Source organism: Mycobacterium sp. NGS41, from assembly GCF_059812725.1.
In genome coordinates this window covers 100,436-124,960 of sequence record NZ_JCALDF010000006.1, presented here as the reverse complement: position 1 = coordinate 124,960, position 24,525 = coordinate 100,436, and the positions used below count along the sequence as shown (strand labels likewise).

Annotated in this window: 22 protein-coding genes and 1 pseudogene; 6 read left to right on the top strand and 17 right to left on the bottom strand. The window is 66.3% G+C overall.

The features are described 5' to 3' along the window. Positions 1-11: 11 nt before the first annotated feature. The 7 genes from AC5Y21_RS08335 to AC5Y21_RS08305 form a co-directional block, all read right to left on the bottom strand. Positions 12-1,781, bottom strand: coding sequence for an LppX_LprAFG lipoprotein (locus tag AC5Y21_RS08335; protein WP_499911207.1), 1,770 nt, complete (start codon positions 1,779-1,781; stop codon positions 12-14). Between the two features lie 94 nt (positions 1,782-1,875). Next, positions 1,876-2,532, bottom strand: a complete 657-nt coding sequence (locus AC5Y21_RS08330) for a hypothetical protein (protein ID WP_499911204.1) — start codon at positions 2,530-2,532, stop codon at positions 1,876-1,878. A 28-nt stretch (positions 2,533-2,560) separates the two neighbouring features. Next, positions 2,561-4,465, bottom strand: coding sequence for a protein phosphatase 2C domain-containing protein (locus AC5Y21_RS08325; protein ID WP_499911203.1), 1,905 nt, complete (start codon positions 4,463-4,465; stop codon positions 2,561-2,563). Between the two features lie 188 nt (positions 4,466-4,653). Continuing rightward, entirely contained in the window at positions 4,654-5,121 is a 468-nt protein-coding gene (locus AC5Y21_RS08320) for a PH domain-containing protein (protein WP_499911202.1), read from the bottom strand. Next, on the bottom strand, positions 5,118-5,600 hold the full coding sequence (gene ribH, locus AC5Y21_RS08315) for a 6,7-dimethyl-8-ribityllumazine synthase (RefSeq protein ID WP_499911200.1): 483 nt from the start codon (positions 5,598-5,600) through the stop codon (positions 5,118-5,120). The genes AC5Y21_RS08320 and ribH overlap by 4 nt, the downstream gene beginning before the upstream one ends. 10 nt (positions 5,601-5,610) lie before the next feature. Continuing rightward, the gene (locus AC5Y21_RS08310; protein WP_499911199.1) at positions 5,611-6,888 is read right to left on the bottom strand and encodes a bifunctional 3,4-dihydroxy-2-butanone-4-phosphate synthase/GTP cyclohydrolase II; all 1,278 of its coding nucleotides are present in this window, start codon (positions 6,886-6,888) and stop codon (positions 5,611-5,613) included. Between the two features lie 91 nt (positions 6,889-6,979). Continuing rightward, positions 6,980-7,540, bottom strand: coding sequence for a hypothetical protein (locus tag AC5Y21_RS08305; protein WP_499911197.1), 561 nt, complete (start codon positions 7,538-7,540; stop codon positions 6,980-6,982). A gap of 245 nt (positions 7,541-7,785) precedes the next feature. Here AC5Y21_RS08305 and AC5Y21_RS08300 point away from each other — a divergent pair, with 245 nt between their 5' ends. Continuing rightward, complete coding sequence (locus tag AC5Y21_RS08300; protein WP_499911195.1) at positions 7,786-9,498, top strand: serine/threonine-protein kinase PknH/PknJ; 1,713 nt, start codon at positions 7,786-7,788, stop codon at positions 9,496-9,498. A 90-nt stretch (positions 9,499-9,588) separates the two neighbouring features. On the opposite strand, the gene AC5Y21_RS08295 is transcribed toward AC5Y21_RS08300, so the two are convergent. Then, on the bottom strand, positions 9,589-9,750 hold the full coding sequence (locus AC5Y21_RS08295) for a hypothetical protein (RefSeq protein ID WP_499911192.1): 162 nt from the start codon (positions 9,748-9,750) through the stop codon (positions 9,589-9,591). Between the two features lie 195 nt (positions 9,751-9,945). Beyond that, positions 9,946-10,584, bottom strand: a complete 639-nt coding sequence (locus AC5Y21_RS08290; protein WP_499911189.1) for a riboflavin synthase — start codon at positions 10,582-10,584, stop codon at positions 9,946-9,948. 84 nt (positions 10,585-10,668) lie between these two features. Here AC5Y21_RS08290 and AC5Y21_RS08285 point away from each other — a divergent pair, with 84 nt between their 5' ends. Then, on the top strand, positions 10,669-11,385 hold the full coding sequence (locus AC5Y21_RS08285) for an LppX_LprAFG lipoprotein (protein WP_499911187.1): 717 nt from the start codon (positions 10,669-10,671) through the stop codon (positions 11,383-11,385). Between the two features lie 5 nt (positions 11,386-11,390). Then, the gene (locus AC5Y21_RS08280; RefSeq protein ID WP_499911185.1) at positions 11,391-12,998 is read left to right on the top strand and encodes an MFS transporter; all 1,608 of its coding nucleotides are present in this window, start codon (positions 11,391-11,393) and stop codon (positions 12,996-12,998) included. Between the two features lie 12 nt (positions 12,999-13,010). Here AC5Y21_RS08280 and ribD read toward each other — a convergent pair whose 3' ends face one another. From ribD to AC5Y21_RS08255, 5 genes are read right to left on the bottom strand one after another with little or no spacing between them, the layout of a single operon-like run. Further along, positions 13,011-14,036 carry a bifunctional diaminohydroxyphosphoribosylaminopyrimidine deaminase/5-amino-6-(5-phosphoribosylamino)uracil reductase RibD gene (gene ribD, locus AC5Y21_RS08275; protein ID WP_499911183.1) on the bottom strand — a complete coding sequence of 342 codons (1,026 nt, stop codon included), beginning with the start codon at positions 14,034-14,036 and terminating at the stop codon, positions 13,011-13,013. Further along, positions 14,033-14,734 (bottom strand): ribulose-phosphate 3-epimerase, encoded by a 702-nt coding sequence (rpe, locus tag AC5Y21_RS08270; protein ID WP_499911180.1) that lies wholly within the window; start codon positions 14,732-14,734, stop codon positions 14,033-14,035. Before rpe ends, ribD begins: the two co-directional genes overlap by 4 nt. Before the next feature lie 10 nt (positions 14,735-14,744). Then, a complete protein-coding gene (locus AC5Y21_RS08265; protein ID WP_499911179.1) occupies positions 14,745-16,139 on the bottom strand; it encodes an RsmB/NOP family class I SAM-dependent RNA methyltransferase in 1,395 nt (464 codons plus the stop codon). Beyond that, the gene (gene fmt / locus AC5Y21_RS08260; protein WP_499911177.1) at positions 16,136-17,074 is read right to left on the bottom strand and encodes a methionyl-tRNA formyltransferase; all 939 of its coding nucleotides are present in this window, start codon (positions 17,072-17,074) and stop codon (positions 16,136-16,138) included. Before fmt ends, AC5Y21_RS08265 begins: the two co-directional genes overlap by 4 nt. 44 nt (positions 17,075-17,118) lie before the next feature. Continuing rightward, the gene (locus AC5Y21_RS08255; RefSeq protein ID WP_499911359.1) at positions 17,119-17,598 is read right to left on the bottom strand and encodes a MarR family winged helix-turn-helix transcriptional regulator; all 480 of its coding nucleotides are present in this window, start codon (positions 17,596-17,598) and stop codon (positions 17,119-17,121) included. Between the two features lie 200 nt (positions 17,599-17,798). Between AC5Y21_RS08255 and AC5Y21_RS08250 the strand changes: the two are divergent. Continuing rightward, positions 17,799-18,627 (top strand): annotated as a pseudogene (locus AC5Y21_RS08250) (class I SAM-dependent methyltransferase). A 15-nt stretch (positions 18,628-18,642) separates the two neighbouring features. Here the strand turns inward: AC5Y21_RS08250 and AC5Y21_RS08245 are convergent. Further along, positions 18,643-20,601 carry a primosomal protein N' gene (locus AC5Y21_RS08245; RefSeq protein WP_499911357.1) on the bottom strand — a complete coding sequence of 653 codons (1,959 nt, stop codon included), beginning with the start codon at positions 20,599-20,601 and terminating at the stop codon, positions 18,643-18,645. Between the two features lie 135 nt (positions 20,602-20,736). After that, the gene (locus tag AC5Y21_RS08240; RefSeq protein ID WP_499911176.1) at positions 20,737-21,501 is read right to left on the bottom strand and encodes a lysoplasmalogenase; all 765 of its coding nucleotides are present in this window, start codon (positions 21,499-21,501) and stop codon (positions 20,737-20,739) included. Here AC5Y21_RS08240 and lipI point away from each other — a divergent pair. Both lipI and AC5Y21_RS08230 read left to right on the top strand, forming a co-directional pair. Continuing rightward, positions 21,500-22,465, top strand: coding sequence for an esterase LipI (gene lipI / locus AC5Y21_RS08235; protein WP_499911174.1), 966 nt, complete (start codon positions 21,500-21,502; stop codon positions 22,463-22,465). The genes AC5Y21_RS08240 and lipI overlap by 2 nt on opposite strands. A gap of 57 nt (positions 22,466-22,522) precedes the next feature. Next, the gene (locus AC5Y21_RS08230; protein ID WP_499911172.1) at positions 22,523-23,488 is read left to right on the top strand and encodes an alpha/beta hydrolase; all 966 of its coding nucleotides are present in this window, start codon (positions 22,523-22,525) and stop codon (positions 23,486-23,488) included. Here the strand turns inward: AC5Y21_RS08230 and AC5Y21_RS08225 are convergent. Continuing rightward, positions 23,485-24,513 (bottom strand): AraC family transcriptional regulator, encoded by a 1,029-nt coding sequence (locus AC5Y21_RS08225; protein ID WP_499911170.1) that lies wholly within the window; start codon positions 24,511-24,513, stop codon positions 23,485-23,487. The two genes, AC5Y21_RS08230 and AC5Y21_RS08225, sit on opposite strands and share 4 nt — an antisense overlap. Positions 24,514-24,525 lie beyond the last annotated feature (12 nt).

Sequence of the window (24,525 nt, the reverse complement as noted above, 5' to 3'; positions counted from 1 at the left end):
TTGAAGGCTCCTCAGACGCCCGGCGGCTTGGTTACGGTGACCGGCACATTCCAGTTGGACAGCGTCAGCTGGATGCTATTGCCCGGGCTGGGTTCCAGCATTAGCTGAACCAACTCGTGGTCACCGTCCTCGCGGATCCAGGCGGTGCCGGGAACAGTTCCGTTGGCCGCCAACTGCGGGAAGAGCTTGTTGACGGCGGCAGCGCTGATATCACCTGTGACCTTCACGGTTCTCAGACCGTTGATCGTTTCCCCGCCGACAGGCTTTGCGCTGCTGAAGCCCGACAAGATGTTCGCCAGACCGGTGTCGGGGTTCAGAATCGACGAGGGGTCATAGTGAAAGAGGTCTTGGGCTTTCCCCATGTCGTCCCATTTGCCCGGGTTTAGGGCGTTGCTGTAGAACTCGCCGTCCAGGATCACGAAGTCGGCATCTAGTTCATTCGTGCCGCCGACCGAGATCTTGACGTTTCCCGTTGCGGCGGGGATCGGGAGGGTGGTGAGATCGCTGGTCAGCGTTTTGAGGGGGAGCCCCTGAATCTTGCCGGCGACGGTTTGCACGATATGGGCGCTTCTGAGCGCTCGGGTGGCCTGGGCCGATTGCGCCAGAAGTGTGCTGGTGTCCGGCAAGGCGGCTTCGCCGGTCTGGCCGGCAGGACGGTTTTTGTACGTCGCCAAACCAACGGCGAGGACGATCGCAAGGACCGTTACAAGTAACGCGGCCGGAATGAGGACCGCTTTGCGCCGCAACAACGGACGGGTCCGTCGCACCGGCGCAGCCGACCGGTCTGGCCGGTGCGGGAGCGATTCCCGCTGTGGCACGGCTAGATGGTGCGGCGTTGGGGCCGAGGGGGGAGGAACATCGTGCGGAGGCGGCGGATGCTGAACCGGGATCGTCGGTGCTATGGCACCTGCCGATGCTGGCTGTGTGGCTGATTCTGGCGCAGCTGCTGGTTTCGGAGTCGAAATTGGGACGGTGATGGCGTCGCGGGCGGCACCAGCTAACTCCACGGTGGTCGCGTAACGCTGATCGGGGTCTTTGGCCATACCGCTGGCGATTACCTGGTCCATCTGCGCCGGCAAATTTGGTTGGGTGGTCGATGGTTGAGGCGGTGTGGTGTTGAGGTGTGCGACGACCAGTTCGGCCATCGTGGCTTCGCCGAACGGCGGGCTCCCAGTGAGGCATTCGTACAGAACACATGTCAAGGAGTAAATATCCGCGCGGGCATCCTCTTCTTTCCTGCTACCAAGACGCTCAGGCGCGATGTACTGGAAAGTGCCGATTGTGTTGCCAGACTTGGTCATTCGTGTCTCGTCGATCGCGCGAGCGATCCCGAAATCTATCAGGTAGGGGAAATCGTCGCGATCCAGCAGAATGTTTGAGGGCTTGACGTCGCGGTGCAACAGACCCGCCTCGTGGGCCGCATGCAACGCTTTTGCGACCCCCTCAATGATGTGCACCGCACGGGCGGGGTCGATCGGGCCGTCGGCAAGTACGGTTTGCAGGTCACGGCCCTCGATCAGGCGCATATTCACATATAAGCGGCCGTCGATCTCTCCGTAGTCGTGTATCGGGACGACGTGCGGGGTGTTCAATCGTGCTGCGGCGTGGGCTTCTCGGCGAAAGCGCCGCTGAAAGTCCTCGTCGTCAGAGAAATGCGGGGGTAAGAGTTTGATGGCGACCATGCGGTCGGTGGCGGTGTCATGGGCACGCCAGACTTCTCCCATGCCGCCACGGCCGAGCAATTCGATCAACCGATAGCGCCCGAAAGGTGTCCCTTCCAATGTCGGCCTCCCTGGCAGTAGCGGTCCAGCAACACGATAGGCGCGACAATGGCTTCGCACCGTGGAAACGCGACACGGCTGCGAGCGAAGTTAGTCACGCCCGGCTGTCCAGTTGCGCACGTCTTTTCGCTGCCCAGTCCGCCATGGGAAATCCCGGCTTCGAATCGCAGGCTGAGATGACCAGAACCACGCGCGGGACCACTGCCAGGCCGTAGTCACAGGTCCAATCCGGACGGGTCATGGTCCACACCAGGACGCCATCTGACAATGTGGCGAAGAAGCTGAGTCTCATCGGTCCAAAGTCGCCGGACGGGGATACGCCGGTGGCATCGCCCCGGCAGTTGGACACGGCGCTGAAGCCGTTCCAAACCACGTCGTGGGTGTTCAAGGCGTTGTCGTAGACGTCGGTGGATTCGGCGTACAGTGCCTGGCTGTCGAATTTGTACGCGGACTCGGCGTGGTCCCTCGACCCGGCAGGCCGAAGCGGCGAACCCTCGAAAAGCATTGCCGCCGAGCATTCCGGCGGGCGGGCGCTGGTGAAGTAGTTGGTGTCCACTGGGGCCGCGGTTGCCGTGCCCAGCGGAGTGGTGTCGCCGTCTTGCAGCAACAGCTCGCGCGCCGCGATCACGTGCTGCGACGGCTGCTCCCCCGAAGCCCGAACCGCGTGGCCTGTCACCGTTGTGACGCAGCCACTTACCGTCATCCCAACAATGGCCAGGGTGACCGCGGTCCGACGCCCAAGTCGTGCCATCGGGCGATCGTACCCGGACCGCAATGCGTTACCCCGGTGGCAGTTTCAGGACCTTACCGGTGTCGTCGTCGGTGACGTAGACGTTGCCGTTGGTGTCCACCGCCACACCGCTCGGGCTGCCCAGACCGGTGAAGGGCAGCACGCTCTGGGTACTCGAGCCGGCTGGCAGCCTCAACACCTGATGGTTGTCAGCGACATAGACATTGCCGGCGGCGTCCACCGCCACACCGTTGGGGTGATCGAGGCCAGTGAATGGCACTACGACCGGGTTGGTGAATCCCACCGGAAGTTTCATCACCCCATGCTTCCCGTCGACGACGTACACGGAACCGGCGGCGTCCACCGCGACAGCTTTGGGGTGATCGAACTGGAAGCCGGTGACGGGCAGCGGGACAGGGCTGCTGGCTCCCGCCGGAAGTATCATCACCCGATCGTTGTCAGTGTCGGCGACGTAGACATCACCCTTGTTGTCCACGGCGACGCCAGACGGGTGGTCGAGCCCTGGACCATGCGAATTCGAGAAGGGCAGCTCCGAAACCTGAGGGGTCGGCCCCGCCACTCTCATCACCCGACCTTTGTGGCCGACGTCGGTGACGTAGACGTTCCCGTCCTTATCGACCGCGATACCAAACGCACCCTTGAGCTCGCCAATGGGCAGCTCGGTGGGCACGTTGGAACCGGGTGCCAGCTTCCATAGCTGTGCCTTGTCGTGGTCGACGGCCACGACGTAAACATTGCCCGCGGAGTCGACCGCCACGCCTATGGGGTGCTTGAGACTGCCGAACGGCAGTTCGGTCGATGACCCCGCGGGCGAATTGGGTGACACCGTTTGCATGGAAGGCGCCGCGATTTGCGTGGAAGGCTTTGCGGTTTGCGGGGCTATGGTTTGCGAGGTGGTATTACGCGGCCATAGGAAATAGCCCACGGCGCCGGCGGCCACTAACACGACGACTAGGGCGATCAACCCCAATTTCAGTCGACGGTGCTGCCGAAGAAAGCGCGGCTGCGGTGGTGGCGGCGCCCCGGTCCGAGGCGGCATCCGGCCCGGACGGGGCGGGTACGGCACGCGCCGTGGGCGCCGCGGCGGTGGGGGCACCGGAGGGGCGGCGACGCCGGGCCCAGTCGGTTCGCGTGCGGGCGGGGACGCGGGTGGGGTCCCGACGCCGGCTGGGGGCGGGGGTGTCCGCGACGTCGGGTCGACGGCGACCACCACCGCTGTGACGTTGTCGGGACCCCCGCCGAGGTTGGCGGCCTCGATCAATGCCCGGCATGCGTCGGCCGGGTCTGGGTGCTCGGTGAGGATGGCGGCCAGCGTGGCGTCATCGACGACGCCGTGTAGACCGTCGCTGCACAATAGAATTCGGTCACCGGGCCGCAGATCCACCGAGTTAACGTCAGGCTTCGCAGGCGGGGTCATCAAAACGTGGCGGGTGACCACCGAACGGTTCGGGTGATGCGCGGCTTCCTCTTCGGTGATTTCACCGGCGTCCACCACCGCCTGCACGATGGTGTGGTCACTGGTAAGTCGCTGCAGCTGACGGTCTCGGCACAGGTAGGCGCGACTATCACCGAGATGAGCGACCACCGCCCGTGACCCGCTGACGATCGCGGTGACGAGAGTGGTGCCGGCGCCGGCAAGCTGGGAGTCGGTAAGACTGCGGGCGTGCAGGTCGGTGCACATCTCAACCACCGCGTGGCCGAACCTGGCGGCCGCCTGCGCATCGTGGACGTCTACTCCGGCGAAGTGGCGAGCCACGTAGGTTGGCAGCTGTTCGACGACCAGTGCAGCGGCCATATCTCCGTGGGTAGTGCTGCCCACCCCGTCGGCGACTATGTAGAGCCCCTGCGCCGGGTCCATGCCCCAGCGATCGTCGTTGCGGGATCGTTTCCGCCCGACGTCGCTGAGCCCGGCACTGGTTGTGGTGGGGGGCATGGCTATATCGCTCCTAGCCTCCAACAGGTTTGCCCGTCGAGCCTACTGCCCGCGGTCGTCATAATTGCCGATTACCGCGGCATATTCCTCAAATCTTTTTCAGCGCCGACCTCCGTCGCCCATCCAGGCGGCACCGGCGCCGCTATCCCCGCGCATTCAATCTGTGACGGCGGGTACAGGACCGCCGCTCAGCGAGCGCGCAGGTCGGGTCGATATCGCGCCAATAGCGACCGCACGGTGTCCATGGCCTCCACGGCGCGCTCCTTATCGACGGCCTGAATCGCCATCACAGGGATGTACTCGTCGTCGGGTAAATCGATTCGCGCCCAGCGACTTCCGGCAGGAAACGACACACCAACGACATCCGGCCAATCGATTATCCTGTCGCCCAAGAGGTTACGCACAGACAGTCCAAGACGACCCACCCGCAGCCGCGGCCGCGTGAAGAGCAGTATCACGCCGGCTATGACCAAACCCAGCACGGCCATCGCCACCTGGTCGGCGGTCTGGAAGATCACTCCGCTGGACTTGATCTTGAGCAGCAAACCCACGACGATGTGCAGAGCCGCGATCAGAAACGCCGCGACATAAGCGAATATCGGTGTGAGGTGGGAGCGCAGCTCGACATCCCAGCCGGCATCTGGCGACGGGGTCACGGCTGAGTGCGAAGGTCGCGCAAGGTCAACGCGGTCGCCAACGCCGCCGATGTCGCCTGAGCGCCCTTGTCCTCGGCGGAGTCCGGGAGGCCGGCTCGATCCAGCGCCTCTTCCTCGCTGTTGGTGGTCAGCACCCCGTTGGCCACCGGCGTCGAGGCGTCCAGCGAGACACGCGTCAAGCCCTGTGTCACCGCGTCGCAGACGTAGTCGAAATGTGGCGTTTGGCCGCGAATTACCACACCCAGCGCGACGACGGCATCGTGGCTACGGGCGAGTTCCTGCGCCACCACCGGTATCTCGATCGCGCCGAGCACGCGTACCACCTTCGGGTTGTCGATCCCCGACTCAGTGGCCACTTTTCGCGCGCCGGCCAGCAGCGCATCGCAAATTTCGCTGTGCCAGGTGCTGGCGACGATTGCGAGCCGCACACCTGCAGCATCCAGCACCGGTACCTCCGGCACTCCGGCGCCACCGCTCATTCGGCACCGCTCACAAAGCACCACCGAATTCACCGGGCAGGTGCACGGATTCGTGGAAATCGTCCAGCCCGACCAGGTCGTGGCCCATCTTGTCGCGCTTGGTCATCAGATAGCGGATGTTCTCCGCATTGGCCCGCACCGGCAGCGGCACCCGCTCGATGATGTGCAATCCGTATCCATCCAGCCCGACTCGCTTGGCCGGGTTGTTGGTCAGCAACCGCATCGAGCGCACCCCGAGGTCCACCAGGATCTGCGCGCCGATTCCGTAATCCCTTGCATCGGCTGGCAATCCGAGTTTGAGGTTGGCCTCCACGGTGTCTTCGCCCGCGTCCTGCAGCTGATAGGCCTGGAGTTTGTGCATCAGGCCGATGCCGCGGCCCTCGTGGCCGCGCATGTACAGCACCACGCCACGTCCCTCGCGTGCGACCATCGCCATCGCGGCGTCCAGCTGTGGTCCGCAGTCGCAGCGGCGAGAACCGAACACGTCGCCGGTCAGGCACTCGGAGTGCACCCGAACGAGCACGTCGTCGCCGTCGGCGTTCGGACCGGCGATCTCGCCGCGGATCAGCGCGATGTGCTCGACGTCCTCATAGATGCTGCTGTAGCCGATGGCGCGAAACTCACCGTGCCGCGTCGGGATGCGTGCCTCGGCGATCCGCTCGATGTGCTTCTCGTGTTTGCGCCGCCACTCGATCAAATCGGCGATGGTGATCATCGCCAGACCGTGCTCGTCGGCGAACACCCGCAACTCGTCGGTCTGGGCCATCGAGCCTTCGTCCTTCTGGCTGACGATCTCGCAAATCGCGCCCGCGGGGCGCAACCCCGCCATGCGGGCCAAGTCAACGGCGGCCTCGGTGTGACCGGGACGACGCAACACACCACCGTCCTTGGCGCGCAACGGAACCACGTGACCTGGGCGGGTGAAATCGTCGGCGACGCTGGCAGGATCGGCCAGCAACCGCATGGTGGTGGCGCGGTCGGAGGCCGAAATCCCAGTGCCCACACCATTTTTGGCATCGACAGTGACGGTGTAGGCGGTGCCGTGTTTGTCCTGGTTCACCGCGTACATGGGTAACAGGCCAAGCCGGTCACAGATCGCGCCGTCCAGCGGTACGCAGAGGTATCCCGAGGTGTAACGGACCATGAAGGCCACCATCTCCGGTGTTGCCTTTTCCGCGGCGAAGATCAGGTCGCCTTCGTTCTCACGGTCCTCGTCATCGATGACGACGACGGCCTTGCCGGCCGCGATGTCGGCAACCGCCCGTTCGACGGAGTCCAACCTCGTCATCGTTGCTACCTTGCTGTCGGAAGGGCCCTTTTGGGTCCCCAAGTGTTGCATTCAGTATGAACCACCGCACGGCCGGCGTTATTGCCACGGCTTATTCAGCGGGATGGTTCAGTTCAAGGTGTTTTCCCGCCGGATCCAGCGCCTGTCGCCATTGTCGACGGACATCTCGCGTTTGGAAGGCCCTGACGGCGTTGAAGTACCGGAACAGCTCAAAGTTTTCGTAGTCCGCGGGCAGGATGAATGAGACAACCCAGGGGTCGGCCTGCCCCTGGCGGATCTCACAAAGAGTGCCCAGGCTGGTCTCCGGCCAGCTGATGTCATAACCGTTGCGCGGGAATTCGAACACCATCACCGACTGCCCGCTTTTGAGACGCTTCTTGAGGTCCGGTATTTGAAGTCGACGGGCCAGCCATCCGGCATGTCCGCTCTGGTCGTTGAGGGTGCAGCGGACAGTCTGATCGGTGACCTCGAGGCGCGCTACCGGAGGCAATCCCCGGTGCAGTAATCCGAAGTCAGGGAGATCCCAGAACACACCGAGCACAGGACGGCGACGCAGGAGATACACCCGGGCGCGCGGCGGCGGAGTCGGCGTCGTGAGAGACCTGCCTATGTCCTGAGCTAACCGGCTCGGCGAGTATCGGAAGACCCTCACGGCGTTCTCCTGTCATGCGTTTCGGCTATTTTCGCAGTGTTCCGCTGCTCGCGCTCAGCAAACGCTCTACATAGTCAGCGAGTAAGCACGATCCGGCGCTGCATGTGACCGGGCGCGGCGGGCGCGGGAGTGCGGCATATCACAACGTCACCCCCGCGCCCGGTGCCACGTACTTGCAGGCCGCCGAGTCATATAAAACCCACACAATCGCCCGCTGAGGTCGGTAGCATTTTCCGCCTGAGTGGATGGCGGAAGGCCTGCCATGGACGAGGTGGAATATCGGGCGCTACCGGCTGTTGTCGCTGCTCGGCGAGGGCGGCATGGGTGAGGTGTGGCGCGCCCACGACACCGTCACCGACCGGGTCGTGGCCATCAAAGTCTTGCCCGCGAAACTGTCGAAGGACGAGGACTTTCAGCGGCGATTCCGCCGCGAAGCCCACGCCGCGGCGCGCTTGAATACCCCCCACGTGGTCCCGATCCACGACTACGGGGAGATCGACGGCCGACTGTTCGTGAGCATGCGGCTCATCGAAGGCCGCGACCTGGCCGCCGTGCTGGCCGACGGTCCGCTGGATCCCGCCCGCGCGGTACGCATCGTCGACCAGGTCGCCAGAGCCTTGCACGCCGCCCACAAGGTCGGGCTGATTCATCGCGATATCAAGCCATCCAACATCCTGCTCGACGAAGACGACTTCGCTTACCTGATCGATTTCGGAATCGCCCGAATCACCGACGACACGCGACTGACGAAAACCGGCAACACCATCGGCACCTTTGCCTACATCGCGCCCGAGCGCCTCGACGGCCGGGGTGACGAAGATGCCCGCGTCGACATCTATTCACTGGCTTGCGTGCTCTATGAATGTCTTGCCGGTGCGCCACCGTTTGGCGGTGACACGATGGCCCGCCTGGTTGCCGCGCACCTGAATTCGCCGCCGCCGCGACCCTCGGTCAACCAACCGAATGTGCCTGAGCAGGTTGACGAGGTCATCGCGACCGGCATGGCCAAAGACCCCGAGCAGCGGTATGCCACGACCGTCGAGTTAGCCGACGCCGCCCGCGACGCGATCACCGTTCCTATTCCTCGACAGGCACCGCGTCCGGCGTTTCTCGCAGCAACGGCGCCAGCAGCCAATCGTGTCACCGCAGAGCCGACCCCCGCCGCCGGTCAACAAGACGGCCCTCTCGACCCGTCATCTTCCGAGGCGGTTTCAACCCCGTGGTGGCGCCAACGCCGGCCGAGCCTGATCGCCGCTGCGATCGTCGCGCTCCTCGCCGTCGCTGGCACCACCGGCTACCTGGTGCGCTCGCCGTCCAACAACTCGCAGCCGACTACCACCAGCACCGCACAGACCACCACCACCACCCCGACCGGCCGGCCTCCTCTAGCGGAGGCTGCATTAGACGGGTTGCTGCTGACCCCCGCTGAGATCAACGCCACGATGGGCGCAACCGGAATGACCGTCTTTCAGCCGTGGAACACCATGATGGACGTCGGCACCAATCCGGCGGCGCCTCCGGAGTGCCTACCCATAGACGGCGCAGCGGAGGACGGGGTCTACACCGGAACCGGATGGACCGCCGTGCGCGGACAAACGCTTGAGGATCCAAATCCAATGAAGCACGCCGTCGATCAGGCAGTGGTGTTGTTTCCCACGGCGCAGGCTGCCGCCGCGTTTGCAAATGCCTCGCTACACAGCTGGTCGGCTTGCGCCAACCGCCGCTATACCAGCAGTTCGGGGAAGTACCAGTGGAGTGCGGGCCCTGCGTCCACCATCAACGGCACACTCGCCGCCACCACTACGCAGATCGGCAGCGCCAATCGCAACGGTTGGGCGTGTCAGCGGGTACTGATGGCCCGCAACAACGTGGTGATCGACGTGGCGGCATGCAGCAGTAACACGACCGATCAGGGCGTCGCCATCGCTGGCCAGATCGCCGCCAAAGTCCCCGCTTAAAAGATCAGCCCAATCCTGTTGTGGAACAGTCTCTTTCGCGTGTGAAATGTCATTGTGCGAGTGGGGTTTCCGGCCTCAGGTCTGCCGGGATCAACTATGGCCCTCGTCTTCCCAACCCCACTCGTCATCGCCCAGGACATCTACGGTGACATCGTTGTCGGCAGTCCCTTTTGTCCCGTAGGCGAAGGTGAGCAGAGTGCGGCCCTCGTCAAAGGGTTCAATTCCCACGACGGTGGCGTGCCCAATCTTCATGCGGATCCGGTCTCCGGGCTTCAATTCGTCAATACGTTTAAGGGGCACGCTCACCCATCAACGTCAGTGAAAGTCATGGATGTTGATGATTCGCCGGGCCGCGTTTCGGCGCAACCCATGCACGTCCAGGGGGCCTCGGAATGGCAAGTGCCAGCCTGGCATCGGTGACGAATCGGTCGAAGTCAATGAACGACGTCAGCGCTGCGCGGACGTAGATGACCTGGCAGAAGCCGCATCGTGGGTAAGTAGTCTTTCAACATATTTGGCGATGACGTCCACTTCGAGGTTCACCTGCGCTCCGACCGGCGCACTCCCGAGGGTGGTCAGTTCCCGGGTGGTCGGGATCAGCGAGACCTCGAACCACTCCCCCGGCTCGGCGCCCAGTCCCGAGACCGTCAGCGAAATCCCGTCGACTGTGATGGATCCCTTCTCCACCACGTAGCGGGCCACCGCGGCGGGCACTTGAATCCGCACCACTTCCCAGTGCTCGGACGGTGTACGGGACACCACCTCGCCGGTGCCGTCCACATGCCCCTGCACGATGTGCCCGCCCAGGCGGCTGTTGACGGCCGCCGCGCGCTCCAAGTTCACCCGGCTGCCGACCCGCAGTTCACCCAAGTTGGACCGATTCAGCGTCTCGGCCATCACATCGGCACTGAATTGGCCGTCCGGCAGCACTTCTACGACCGTCAGGCACACACCGTTGACGGCGATCGAATCTCCGTGACCGGCGTCGGCGGTGACGACGGGACCGCGAACGACCAATCGCGCGGCATCCGACAGGCTCTCCCGGCCGGTTACCTCTCCGAGTTCCTCGACAATTCCGGTGAACATCGCACCAGGTTAACGGCCATTGCGACGCTCCCGCACCCTACTGGTTCACCGGTCTGGTCACCAGCACCCTCTACGATGCAGACTATGCAGACCCGCTGTCGCCGTCTTTTCGCTGTCCTCGCCGCCCTGAGCCTCGCCGTCGCCCTGATTGCCGGTTGTTCGGGCTCCAAAAAGAGCGGCGCACCACTTCCGGACGCGAAGACGTTGGTCAAGCAGTCCGCCGACGTCACCAAGACCGTCAAGAGCGCACACCTGGACCTATCGGTGGCCGGCAAGATCCAGGGGCTCCCCCTCAAAACGCTGACCGGCGACCTCACCACCGCCCCGACCACCGCCGCAAAGGGCAACGCCAAGATCACGGTCGGCGGCACGAATGAAATAGACGCCGACTTCGTCATTTTGGACGGCGAGCTCTACAGCAACGCTCTCAGCCCGGGCAAATGGGACGACATGGGGAAGGCCGACGACCTCGTCCATTACGACCCTTCGTCGATTCTGAACCCGGACACCGGTCTCGCCAACTTGTTGGCAAACCTCACCGACCCCAAGGCCGAGGGCCGCGACACCATCGGCGGACAGCCCACGATCCGCATCAGCGGAAAGGTCAGCGCGGACGCCATCAACAAGCTCGCGTCATTCCTGAATGCGTCCCAGCCGATGCCGACCACCGTTTGGATTCAGGAGACCGGCGATCACCAGCTGGCGCAGGTGAAGATCGACAAGGGCTCGGGTAATTCGATTCAGATGACCTTGTCGAACTGGGGCCAGCCCGTGGACGTCAAAAACCCGACGGCAGGCTGATCAGCATGCGGGCCGGACGCAGAGTCGCGATCAGCGCGGGCAGCCTCGCGGTATTGCTGGGTGCCCTGGACACGTATGTCGTCGTCACGATCATGCGCGACATCATGGGTGACGTTCACATCCCGGTTAACCAGCTCCAGCGGATCACCTGGATCGTCACGCTGTACCTGCTGGGCTACATCGCCGCGATGCCGCTGCTGGGCCGCGCTTCCGACCGATTCGGCCGCAAGATGCTGCTGCAGGTCAGCCTCGCGACGTTCATGGTCGGGTCGGTGATCACCGCGCTGTCCGTGAAACTAGGCGACTGGAGTCTGACGATCGCCGATCACGACATCCTCGCCGCGGACCCCAACAGGGCCTTCCATGTATTGATCGTCGGCCGCACCATCCAAGGCATCGCCAGCGGTGCGTTATTGCCGGTCACCCTGGCGCTGGGAGCCGATTTATGGGCACAGCACAACCGCGCCGGCGTACTCGGCGGCATCGGAGCCTCACAGGAATTGGGCAGCGTGCTGGGCCCGTTGTACGGAATCTTCATCGTCTTTCTGTTCCACGATTGGCGATACGTGTTCTGGATCAACGTCCCGCTGACCCTGATCGCCATGGCGATGATCCATTTCAGCCTGCCGTCGCACGACCGGAGCTCCGAGCCGCAGAGAATCGACGTGATCGGTGGTCTTTTGCTGGCGATCACACTGGGTCTCGCGGTCATCGGGCTGTACAACCCCAAGCCCGACGGCAAACAGGTGCTGCCCAGCTATGGGTTGCCCTTGGTGATCGGCGCGGTCGTGGTGGCGGTGCTCTTCTTCGCGTGGGAGCGTTTCGCGCGCACCCGGCTCATCGACCCGGCCGGCGTCCAGTTCCGGCCGTTCCTGGCCGCGCTGGGCACGTCGATCGCGGCCGGCGCGGCGCTGATGGTGACGCTGGTCGACGTGGAGCTGTTCGCACAGGGCGTGCTGCTCAAAGATCAGACCGACGCCGCAGGCATGCTGCTGTGGTTCCTCATCGCACTGCCGATCGGGGCGGTCCTGGGCGGGTGGATCGCGACCAGGGTTGGCGACCGCACGGTGACCTTCGTCGGGATGCTCATCGCCGCCTACGGATATTGGCTGATTCACTACTGGCGGCAAGACCTGCTGGACCGCCAGCACAGCATCCTCGGGTTGTTCAACGTGCCTTGGGTGCACACGGATCTGCTGGTCGCCGGTTTGGGGCTGGGCCTGGTGATCGGACCACTGTCGTCGGCCACCCTGCGCGTAGTTCCATCAGCGCAGCACGGCATCGCCTCGGCGGCCGTGGTGGTGGCCCGCATGACCGGCATGCTGATCGGTGTGGCTGCGCTGAGCGCCTGGGGCTTCTACCGGGTCAACGAGATCTTCGCGGACAAGTTGGCCAAGCTGCCGCCGGACACCAGCCGCGGACTCGGACGACTGGCGGTGCAAGGACAACTGATGCTGGAGTCGTTCGCGGAGATGTACGGGGGCATATTCACGGCCACCGCGGTCATCTGCGTCGTCGGTGCGCTGCTGGGCTTGCTGATCGGCGGTCGCAAGGAGCACGCCGAAGAACCGGAAGTCGTCGAGGAAGCGGAGCCGGTCGCACCCACAGTGTGAGGGCCCTCAGGACTAACCGCCCTTCGACACCAGGCTGAGCACCAGATCGGGACCGAGGCGGTCCACGCTGTCGAACTGCCAGCGCAGCGCCCGCGAAATGCTGGACACTCCCACGTCGTCGACCGCAACGACGGGACCGCCCAGCAGGATCGGCGCGACATAAGCCAGGATGCGGTGGATTGCCCCCTCCCGCAGGAACGCACCGGCGAGAGTGGGACCACCCTCCAGCAGTACATCGGTGCGGTCGGAGAGCGCCTTGAGCACCTCCTGGGGATCGTGGGTCCGGATCACCATGGTGCGCGCATCGTCGTTGAGAACCTTTGCCTCCGAAGGTATTTCACGCCTCCCCACCACCACGCGCAGCGGTTGCCGCTCGGCCAGTGAGCCGTCGGGCAACCGCGCCGTCAAAGCCGGATTGTCGGCCAGCACGGTGCCGGTGCCGACCACGATCGCGTCGGCAGCGGCGCGGCGCCGGTGCACGTCGGTGCGCGCGGCCTCACTGCTGATCCATTGGCTGGATCCGTCGGCGGCAGCGCTGCGCCCGTCGATGCTGGCGGCGTACTTCCACGTCACGTGCGGCAGCCCGGTCCGCTGCTTGTGCAGCCACTCCCGCAGCGGACCGCTCGCCACCTGATCGGCCAGCACGCCGGCGCGCACCTGCACGCCCGCCGCAGACAGCCGGTCCGCCCCACCCGCCGCGATTCCGTTCGGGTCGGTGACCGCGTAAATCACCGTCTTCACTTGCGCTTCGATCAAGGCGTCGACGCACGGCGGAGTCTTGCCGTAGTGATTACACGGCTCAAGAGTCACCACCGCCGTGCCGCCGGCGGCCAGACCGCCCGCCCGGCGCAGCGCGACCACCTCGGCGTGGTCGCCGCCCGCCGGCTGGGTGCCACCGACGCCGACCACTCGGCCTTCCTGGTCCACGATGACGGCCCCGACCGGCGGGTTCGGATAGGTGCTGCCCTTGACTTGGTAGGAGTGCTCGATGGCCAGACGCATCGCGGCATCGATGCTGTCGACCTGCTCGTCGCTCATCTGCCGCTCATACGGCCCAGATGTGGTGACGCGGCACCGGCCTGGCGCCGAAGTGCCTCGACCGCGGCCTCGGGGTCGTCCGCGGCGTAAACCGCCGACCCGGCGACAAAGCAGTCGACGCCAGCCTCGGCTGCCTGCTCGATGGTGTCCTCGTTGATGCCGCCGTCGATCTCGACCAAGATGGTCAACTCGCCCGCATCGACCATCTTGCGCACGATGCGCACCTTCCCCAGCACTTCGGGGATGAAGTCCTGGCCGCCGAAGCCGGGCTCTACCGACATGATCAGCAGCGTGTCGAAGTGCGGCAAAATATCCAGGTAGGGCTCCAGCGGGGTTCCCGGCTTGACGCTGATCCCGGCTTTGGCGCCCGCGGCCCGGATATCGCGCGCCACCCCAATCGGATTGTCGGTTGCCTCGGCGTGGAAGGTGACGTTGTATGCGCCCGCCTCGGCGTACGGCGGCGCCCAACGGTCCGGATTCTCGATCATCAGATGGCAATCCATCGGGATGCTGGTGGCCGCCAACAGGCTCTCCACCACCGGCAGACCGATCGTCAGATTCGGCACGAAGTGCGCGTCCATCACGTCGACGTGCAACCAGTCGGCGCCGTTTACCGCGGCTGCCTCGTCAGCGAGCCGAGCGAAATCAGCGGCCAGGATCGACGGCGCTATCAGCGGTCGCGTGTTGCCGGCAGACATGTGCGCCACACTACTGGCGCCGTAGCGCGGCCGCGAACATTGCGTCGGTGCCGTGCCGGTGCGGCCAAAGCTGTACGGACGGGCCGTCCCCCAAGCCCTCGCGCAACGGCTCGAACAGCGGCCGGGTGTCCAACGCGCACACCGGATGACGGCGCAGCGCGTCGGCGACAATGCCGGTGGTTTCGGCCAGATGCGGCGAGCAGGTCGCATACAGCACCACTCCCCCCGGCCGGGTCAGCGCGATCGCGGCCGCCAGCAGCTCGCGCTGCAGCCTGGCCAGCGCCGGCACGTCTGACGGCTGGCGCCGCCAGCGGGCCTCGGGTCGACGACGCAATGCGCCCAACCCGGTGCAGGGCACGTCGACGAGCACGCGGTCGAAAACGGGCTCGAGATCGGTATGCCGCCCGTCTACCTGCAGCACGTCGACGGGCAGCCCGCGGGTGTTCTCGGTCACCAGCTCCGCGCGACGCGACGACGGCTCGACGGCGGTGACCCGGGCCCGCGGGCCGGCGCTTTGGCTCAGGAGCGCGGCCAGCAGCGCGGTCTTGCCTCCCGGCCCCGCGCACAGGTCCAGCCAGCGTCCGGTGTCGCCGTCGACCGGCGCCAGCGTCAGCGCGCGAGCCACCAATTGGCTGCCCTCGTCCTGGACCAGCGCCGTACCCTCGCGCACCGGCGCCAGCTGTGCGGGGTCGCCGCCCGGCAGGTATACCGCATACGGCGAATACTGTCCTACGGTGCCGTGCACCGTATCGGCCAATTCGGCGGCGGTCAGCACTCCAGGGCGGGCCGCCAGATGTACCTGAGGCCGTTCGTCGTCGCTGGCCAGTACGGCAGCGAGATCCCCGGCCGCCGCGCCCAGCGCATCGGCGAAGGCCTGGGCGATCCAGCGCGGGTGAGCGTGAACGAAAGCGGCGTGGCCGACGGGATCGCGCGACGGGTCGGGAGCCAGCTCGTCGACCCAGGACCGCTCGTCCCGCGCGGCGATGGTACGCAGTACACCGTTGACGAAACCAGCTCGCGCCGAATCGAATTCGATGCCAGCCTGCTCCACAGTGGTGGATACAGCCGCGTATGCGTCGACGCGAGTGCGCAGCAGCTGGTAAGTGCCGAGCCGCAGCAGGTCGAGCAGCACCGGATTGATCGCTTCCGTCGAGCGGCCGGCGGCCGCACTGATGACCGCATCGAGCAGGCCCTGCGTGCGACAGGCGCCGTAAGTCAACTCGGTGGCAAACGCGGCGTCACGTCCGCTGATACCGCGCTGACGCAGCAGCGCGGGCAAGGCCAGGTTCGCGTAGGCGCTGCGTTCGCTGACGGCCCGCAGCACATCGAACGCTGCGCGACGTGCAGGGTCCAGCGGCCGGCGGCGCGGCTTTGGCCCCGGGGTTTTTGGTCGGGGCGGGGTCATGACGCCCGCGCGGCGGGATCGAGCCGGGCGCCACGAGCCCAGTCGACGGCGTTCATGACTTTCTTGCCAGGCGGCTGAATCTGGCTCAGCCGCACTGGATCTGAGCCGGTACCGATCCACACGCTCTTGCGCTCTACACGAATTCCGCCGGGCGGCAAGGATTCTGGAGTCGACGAGCTCGAACCGAGATGCACGGGCCCAAGCTTTACTCGCAGGTCTCCGATGAGCGTCCAGGCACCGGGATTGGGCGTGACGGACCGAATCCGGCGCTCGACGACCGGCGCCGGCAGATCCCAACGCACCCGGGCCTGCTCGACGGTGATCTTCGGGGCCATGCTGACTCCGTCTGCGGGTTGGGGTCGCGGTGTCAGCGTCCCATCGGCGATGCCGTCCAGGGTCGTCGACAGCAGGACAGCACCTGAATTCGCCAGCCGGCCAAGCAAATCGCCCGCGGTGTCGGTCGGCTGGATCGTCTCGGTGACCACGCCGTAGACCGGCCCGGAGTCCAGCGTTCGCTCGATCTCGAACGTCGTCGCTCCGGTGATCGTGTCCCCCGCCGCGATCGCGGCCTGCACCGGCGCCGCGCCGCGCCAAGCCGGCAGCAGCGAGAAGTGCAGGTTGACCCAGCCGTGCGGGGGGACCGCCAGCAACGCGTCGCCGAGCAGCGCACCATACGCCACCACCGCGCAACACTCCGGCGCCAGCTCCGATAGCTCGCCGACGAACTCCGGCGAGTTCGGCCGCGACGGTCGCAGCACCGGGATACCGCGGTCGAGCGCCTCGCGGGCCACCGCCGACGGCGCCGGCTTTCCCCGCCTGCCGGAGGCGGCATCGGGGCGGGTCAGCACGGCCACCACGTCGTGGCGCGGCGAGTCGACGAGGCGACGCAGGGCGGGCAGTGCGGTTTCGGGGGTGCCGGCGAAGACGAGGCGCACTGGCACAGTTTAGAAACCGACGTGCGTCCGAGGGCCGGCCGAGTCTAAATGTCGTCGTCGAGGTACGCCGGCTCACCGCCGGCGGTGGTGAACGCGGTGAGCGCGCGCACCAGCCCGTGCCGATCCTGCGGCGGCATTTGCTCCACGATGCGGGCAATCTCGGAGCGCCGGTGTGCGGTGACCTGCCGGACGATCTTGCGTCCATGTGGCGTCAGCGCAGCCAGTAACTCACGCCGCGAGGTCGGGTGCGGCATCCGGTCGATGAGCCCGGCGCTGACCAGCCGATCGACCATGCGGCCGGTGGCCGAGGGCTTGACGCCCAACAGTCCGGCCAGCGTCGCGAGGTTTATCGGGCCCTGGTTGGACAGGATCACCAGAGTCCGGAACTGCGGAATGGTGATGCTCTCGTCCACCAGAGCGATTGAGCGGGCCGAGATGCCCACCAACAACCGGGACGCGGTCAGCAACGCATCGGTGATCGCGTCGAGTGATTCGTCGACCGGTAAGGCGTTTTCCGCCGGCAACGTGGGTTCCCCCTTTTCCCGAGCCGTGAACTTCGTCACCGCGCCACCCAAAAGATATGGCTCGGTGAGTCTAGCAAAGCCCAAATGTAGTATGTGTATACTATTGTCTATACAAACCGTAGCTGGCGCCAACGACGACGAGGTCGGCGGGCACCGGCTTTTCCTCTCGCTTCTCCCCTTTCCATGCCCCAGGAGGTCTGATGACGACAATCGACACGCCTATTCGCGAGGACGACAGCCTCGCGGCCACCCATCGTGCCGTGTGGGCATCCGGCGACTATGCCCTGATGGCCGAGGACGTCATGGCCCCGCTCGGCCCAATCCTGGTGGCAGCGACCGGAATTGGCCGAGGCCAGCGGGTGCTGGACGTCGCCGCCGGCTCTGGCAATTATTTCGCTGCCCGCGACCAAGGCGGGCGGCATCGTGATGTCCACCGACCTCACACCCGAGCTGCTTGATCGGTCTCGGCTCAGGGCCGCGGAGCTGGGCCTGACCCTGGACTGGCAGCAGGCCAACGCGCACGCGCTGCCCTTCGCCGACGGCGAGTTCGACACCGTGATATCGGCGATCGGGGTGATGTTCGCGCCGGAACAGCAGCGCGCGGCCGACGAGCTGGCCCGCGTATGCCGCCCCGGCGGCACCATCGGCGTGATCAGTTGGACACCAACGGGATTCTTCGGGCGGATGCTGGCCGCTATCCGGCCGTATCGCCCGACCCTTTCGGCGTCCGTCCCTCCGGCGGCGTTGTGGGGTCGCGAGGACTACGTCCTTGGGCTGCTGGGCGATCGGGTCACCAATGTCAGCGCGAGCCGAGACATGTTGACCGTCAATCGATTCGACAGCGCCGAGGATGTGCACTACTACTTCAAGAATCACTACGGCCCGACGATCGAGGCCTTCGCAAACATCGGCGATAATGCGGTGCTGGCGGCCGCGCTCGACGCGCAGCTGATCGAACTCGCGCAGGAGTTTCTGGTGGACGGCGTCATGGGTTGGGAATATCTGATTGTCGTCGCCCGCAAGCTTTGAGGCGGAGCAGCCACGCTAGCCGACGTGCAGTGGGTCGATCTGTACCCGAACCGGCTCGTGGGTTTGCCTGGTGCTGAGCACGCTGACGCCGCGCCGCAGCGCCGCTGCCAGCTCCAGGCCGCGCTCGCGGCGGACCCGGACCAACATCCTGGTGACCGTGGCGCCAGCAGGGGTGCCCGCCGGGCGGCGTGACCCCGGCGGCAGGTCGACCGGACCGAGCAGGTCGGCTTGCAGGCGCTGCAGGTCCGGCGATTGGACCGCGTCGAGCAGGGCCGCAACACCTTCGGCACTGCCGTCCAGCGCGGCCAGGTGCACGCTGGGCGGCAGGCCGACTTCGGTTCGGGCCGCCAGCTCGGCGTCCGCATGACCCACCGGATCCCACCGAATCAGCGATTGCACCGTCGGGATGGATGCGTCGGCGACGACGGTCACCACACCGCCGTCGCCGCGGGCCCGCACCAATGCCGCCGCGGTCATCCATCGCCACAGCGCGTCCTCGGCGGCGCGCAGGTCCTGTCTGCCCAGCAGCGCCCAGGTATCCAGCAGCAGCGCCGCCCCATATCCGCCCGACGCGCGGGGTTCGGCCCCCGGGGTGGCTACCACCACTGCCGGGCGGGCGGGGACCTCGGATACGACGGCCTCCCCCGCCGAGGTGACGACGGGCGTACCCGGGAATGCCCGGCCGAGCTCCTCAGCGGTGCGTCGGGCCCCGACGACGGCGGCGCGAACCGAATCCGATCCGCAGCGCGTGCATTTCAGCGTCGAATCCATGCGCCCGCACCAGCGGCACGCTGTCCCTGGTGCACCACGGTCCTGCAGCGCCAGCGGACCGGTGCAATGCCGGCAGCGCGCGATCTTGCGGCAACGCGCGCAGGCCAGCGACGGCACATACCCGCGCCGCGGCACCTGTACCAGCACCGGTGCCCCGGCTTCCAGCGCCGACCGGGCGGTACGCAGCGCGATGGACGGGAGCCGCGCAGTGCGCGCCGCGGGGTCGCGTTCGTCGGCGTATCCGCTGTCGTCCAGCGCGACGACCCGGGGAGTGCGGGACCGTACCACCGGCCGTGCCGCGACGATGTCGTGCGCCCATCCGGTGCGCACCAGCGCGTGGGCTTCGGCGGTCCGCGCATAGCCACCGATCAGCGCCGCGCACCTCGCCTGATGCGCGCGCAGCATCGCCACCTCCCGGGCATGCGGATAGGGCGCCCGCGGCTCGGCCAGCGTGTCGTCGGCGTCGGACCAGACCATGACCAGGCCCAGGTCGCTCAGCGGCGCGAACACCGCGCTGCGGGTGCCGATCACCAGCCGTGCGCTGCCCCGCAACGCGGCCAGCCAGCGCCGATAGCGCGCCGCCGGCCCCCGGCCCGCTGACAGCGCCACCACACTGTCCTCGTCGATGCGAGCCGTCACCGCCTGCCACAGCGCGTCCAGATCCCGCTGATCGGGCACGATCGCCAGCGCCGAACGTCCTGCCCGCACGGTTTGCGCGGCGGCGTCGGCGAATCGGTCCGCCCACGGCTCGCCGGGCAGCGCCTGCCAGACGGCGCGGGCGGCACGCGATTCCGCCAACGCGGTCAGGAACTGCCCGCCGCGGCCGTAAACCTCCCACCCACCGGGGTCGACCGGCGCGATCGCCGGCCGCGCAGGGATCACGATGGGTTCGCGTTCGGCCTTGGCGTGGCGGGCCGGCACCGCCAGCCGCAATACGTCCGGCCGGGTGCCGGCGTAGCGCGCCGCGACCGCGTCGACCAACCGGCGAATTTCCGGAGTGAGCACGGGTTCGGGCGAGACGACCCGGTCGAGCCAGCCCAGTTTGCCGGTGTGGTCGGTGTCGTTGCGCCGCTCCAGGAGGAACCCGTCGACCAGCCGGCCGTGAAATCGCACCCGTACCCGCACTCCGGGCTGCGCGTCGTCGGACTGCTCGGCGGACACCAGGTAGTCGAACTCGCGGTCCAGGTGCGGCAACGACAGCATCGGCAGCACTCGCGCGATCGGCTCTACCTCGAGGGGTGTGCGAGCTGTGCCGTCGCGCGTCACCGATTACCGTCCGGCGCGGCGAGATTCGCTGTTACACAACATCGCTCTAGTGATACCGGAAGCCACCGACAATCAGTCGCCGCCGGTGACCGCGACGTCGTCGGCGGCGGATTCATCGGCGGATTCGTCGGGGACCTCGCGGCCGAAGAAGAACCCGGCCGTGATCAGGATCTGGGCCGCCGCGTACGACCACCAGATCGGCACCGCCAACGCCTCGTTGCCGAGGATGAACCTGCCGATGGCGATCATCGCGTCCGACACCGCGAAACAGACCGCCCCCACCGCGGTCCAGATCGTCGGCAGCTTCGCCAGCAACGCCGTGCACACCATCACGCACAGCACAGCGATGTAGACGGTCACCGGAAAGGTCAGCTTTTCCGCGCCGAGGTGGGGCCAGAACCAAATCAACAGCGCCACGCATACCACGACCATCACCCCGACGGCCGCGATGCGAACCCGCGACGGCCCCGACCGCCACGCCAGCGGGAGCAGTGCACCGAAGAAACACCAGTGCGCGAAGAGGAATGCACCCAGCCCGAAGAGGAACGACAGCGTCCACCACGGGATCGCCAACAACCAGTCGCCGATCGCTGACAGGAGCAACGCGGGCATCAGCCACCTTCGCTCGCGCACGATGGGATGCACGGCGGCAGCCAACATCAGCAACACCGCCATCGACGCTTTGAACGGCGGTTGCAGAACCCAGTGACCAGTCAGTTCGGCACCGGGAGGTGAGCGCAACGCGAGCACGGTCAAGTACACGCCGTAGGCGATGCCGACCCATCCGGCGACCACCCAGCCGCCAGCCACCAATCGAGGTGCGTACGGTTCCTCCATGCCCAGTTTGGAAAAAACTGCCGACGAGAAACCCGCTATCGACCCCATCTTGATGAAGGTACTGGATAAGGTTCCGTTCCAGCTATCGGCGCACGACGGGATCGACGCAGCCCGGCAACGATTGCGCGACCTCAAGCGCCGGACGGTGCACCCCGAGTTGCGGGTCGAAGATCGCGCCATCGATGGACCCGAAAGTTCGATCGATCTGCGGATCTATTGGCCGCCAAGTGATTCCGAGTATGGCGCGGCACCGCCGGCGGTCGTCTTTTTCCACGGCGGCGGCTTCGTCATGGGTGATCTGGACACGCACGACGGAACTTGTCGGCAGCATGCGGTTGGCGCCGGCGCGGTGGTGGTGTCGGTCGGCTACCGCCTGGCACCGGAGCATCCCTACCCCGCTGCGGTCGAAGATGCTTGTGCCGCAACGGTATGGGTTGCCGATCACGGCCCGGAGATCGGTGCCGACACGACCCGGCTGGCCATTGCCGGGGATTCGGCGGGCGGCACCATCGCCGCGGTGGTCGCGCAGCGGGCCCGGGACGAGGGAGGTCCGCCGATCGCGTTCCAGCTGTTGTGGTATCCCTCCACGCTGTGGGACGTTTCACTGCCGTCCTTCACCGAGAACGCGACCGCGCCGGTCCTCGATACCGCCGCAATCGCCGCGTTCTCCCGTTGGTACGCAGGCGAAGTCGACCTATCCGACCCGCCGGCGGGGATGGCGCCGGGCCGGGCCAAGAACCTGGGCGGCCTGCCACCCGCCTACATCGCTGTCGCGGGCTACGACCCGCTGCGCGACGACGGCATCCGCTATGGCGAGCTGCTGTCGGCGGCCGGCATTCCGGTCGAGGTGCACAACGCCGAGACGATGGTGCACGGCTACCTCGGTTACGCCGGCGTGGTGCCCGCCGCAACCGAGGGAATGGAGCGCGGACTGGCCGCGTTGCGGGCTGCGCTGCACGCCTAGCTCAGCCGCAGAGCAGGGGTAGATCGACTTGAATCAGCCATTGCGTACGGTAGGCCCATGACCGACCCGACCACTGCCCGGCAACCCATCGATCCGGCTTTCAAGGCGCTGCTCGATGCGGTTCCGCTGACGTTCAACGCCGCCGAAGGCGTCGAGGTCGCACGCGCCCGGATGAAACAGCTCCAAGCGCCCCCGGAAATGCTTCCCCAGCTGCGGATCGAGGAGCGAACGGTCGGTTACGGCGAGCTCACCGCCATCCCGGTCCGCATCTACTGGCCGCCGGTCAGCGCGGACGAGGGCCTGCCCGTCGTCGTCTTGTACCACGGCGGCGGCTGGTCGATCGGCGACCTGGACACCCACGACCCCGTCGCCCGCATGCACTCGGTCGGCGCGGAGGCGATCGTGGTGTCCGTCGACTACCGACTGGCGCCGGAGCATCCGTTCCCGGCCGGGATCGACGACAGCTGGGCGGCACTGCGCTGGGTCGGCGAGCATGCCGCCGAACTGGGCGGCGACCCCGACCGGATCGCCGTCGTCGGCGACTCCGCGGGCGCCAACATAGCGGCGGTCATGGCGCAGCTGGCGCGCGATAACGACGGGCCGCCGCTGGTTTTCCAGTTGCTGTGGTATCCGTCGACCACGGCCGACCTGTCGTTGCCGTCGTTCACCGAGAATGCCGACGCACCGATCCTGGACGGCGACGTCATCGACGCATTCATGCAGTGGTACATCCCCGGCGTCGACATCACCGACCACGCGACGCTGCCCGCCACCCTCGCCCCCGCGAACGCCGCCGACTTGTCCGGCCTGCCCCCCGCTTTCATCGGCACCGCCGAACACGACCCGCTGCGCGACGACGGGGCTCACTACGCCGAGTTACTCCGGGCGGCCGGCGTGCCCGTGGAGTTGCGCAACGAGCCGGACCTGGTGCACGGGTACGTCAGCTTCGCGCTGGTGGTTCCGGCCGCCGCCGAGGCCGCCAACCGGGGCGTGGCGGCGTTGAAGAAGGCGCTGCACGGTTAGACCTGACGGGAATATGCGCTGGGCGCCACGCCGTACCAGCGTTTGAACGCGTGCGAAAACGTCGAAACCTCGGTGTAGCCCAACCGCTTCGACACCTCCTCCACCGTCAGCCCGACGTTGCGCAGCAGGTCTACGGCCACGGTGGAGCGCGCTTCGTTCAGCAGTGCGCGAAAAGAGGTACCTTCTTCGGCGAGTCGCCGGCGCAGCGTGCGCGGATGGACGTCGAGTTCGCCGGCGATATCGGGAAGCGTTGGGAAGGAACCGGAATCGCGGAACAGCTTGGTGCGCACCAGCGCGGTGATCCCTTGGCGGCGCTCGCTGCGCTGCATCAGCACGTCGCACTGCGCCATGCACATCTCCAGCGTGTGACGGTCGGCCTGCGGCAGCGGCTCGTCGAACATGGCGCGCGGGAAGTGCAATCTGTTGTGTGCCCGGCCGAATGCCACGTCGTGCACCGGTAGCACGTCAAGTAGCGGACGTAACAGCTCCTCATGGATTGCGACTTCGGCCAAGACCTGTTCGGCATACTTTTCCGCTACCGGCAATGCGAAACTGGTTGTGGTGGCGATGATTCCAGCAATATCTCGTTCGATGAAGAATCCGCGCACGTCTTCGGGCAAATGGGCGGCGCCGAATTCCACCAGGCAGTCGTCGGCGGTCTCGAAGACCGCGACGTCGATGTGCATCATCGTCAGGGCGAAGTAGCGCGTCGTGACGTCGAGAAGTTCACGCAGGGTGCCGCACGACATGGCCGCAAACCCGAACAACCCGAAGTGGGTAAGTGTGAACCGGCTGCCCACGTCGATGCCGATGCCGGTCTCATCGGGTAGCCGGGCCAACAGCCGGCGCACCGCCTGGATCTCGTCGAACCCGCTGACCATGGCATTCGGATCGTCCAGATCGGCCGGTTCGATCGCCGTGCCCGCCAGCACGTCGCTGGTGGGCACCCCACGTTCAGCGGCCACCTCGCACAACACCCTGGTCGCATAGACCGGGTGGGTCACCTCGCGCGGCGTGTGGGCCATCAGCTTGTCCTA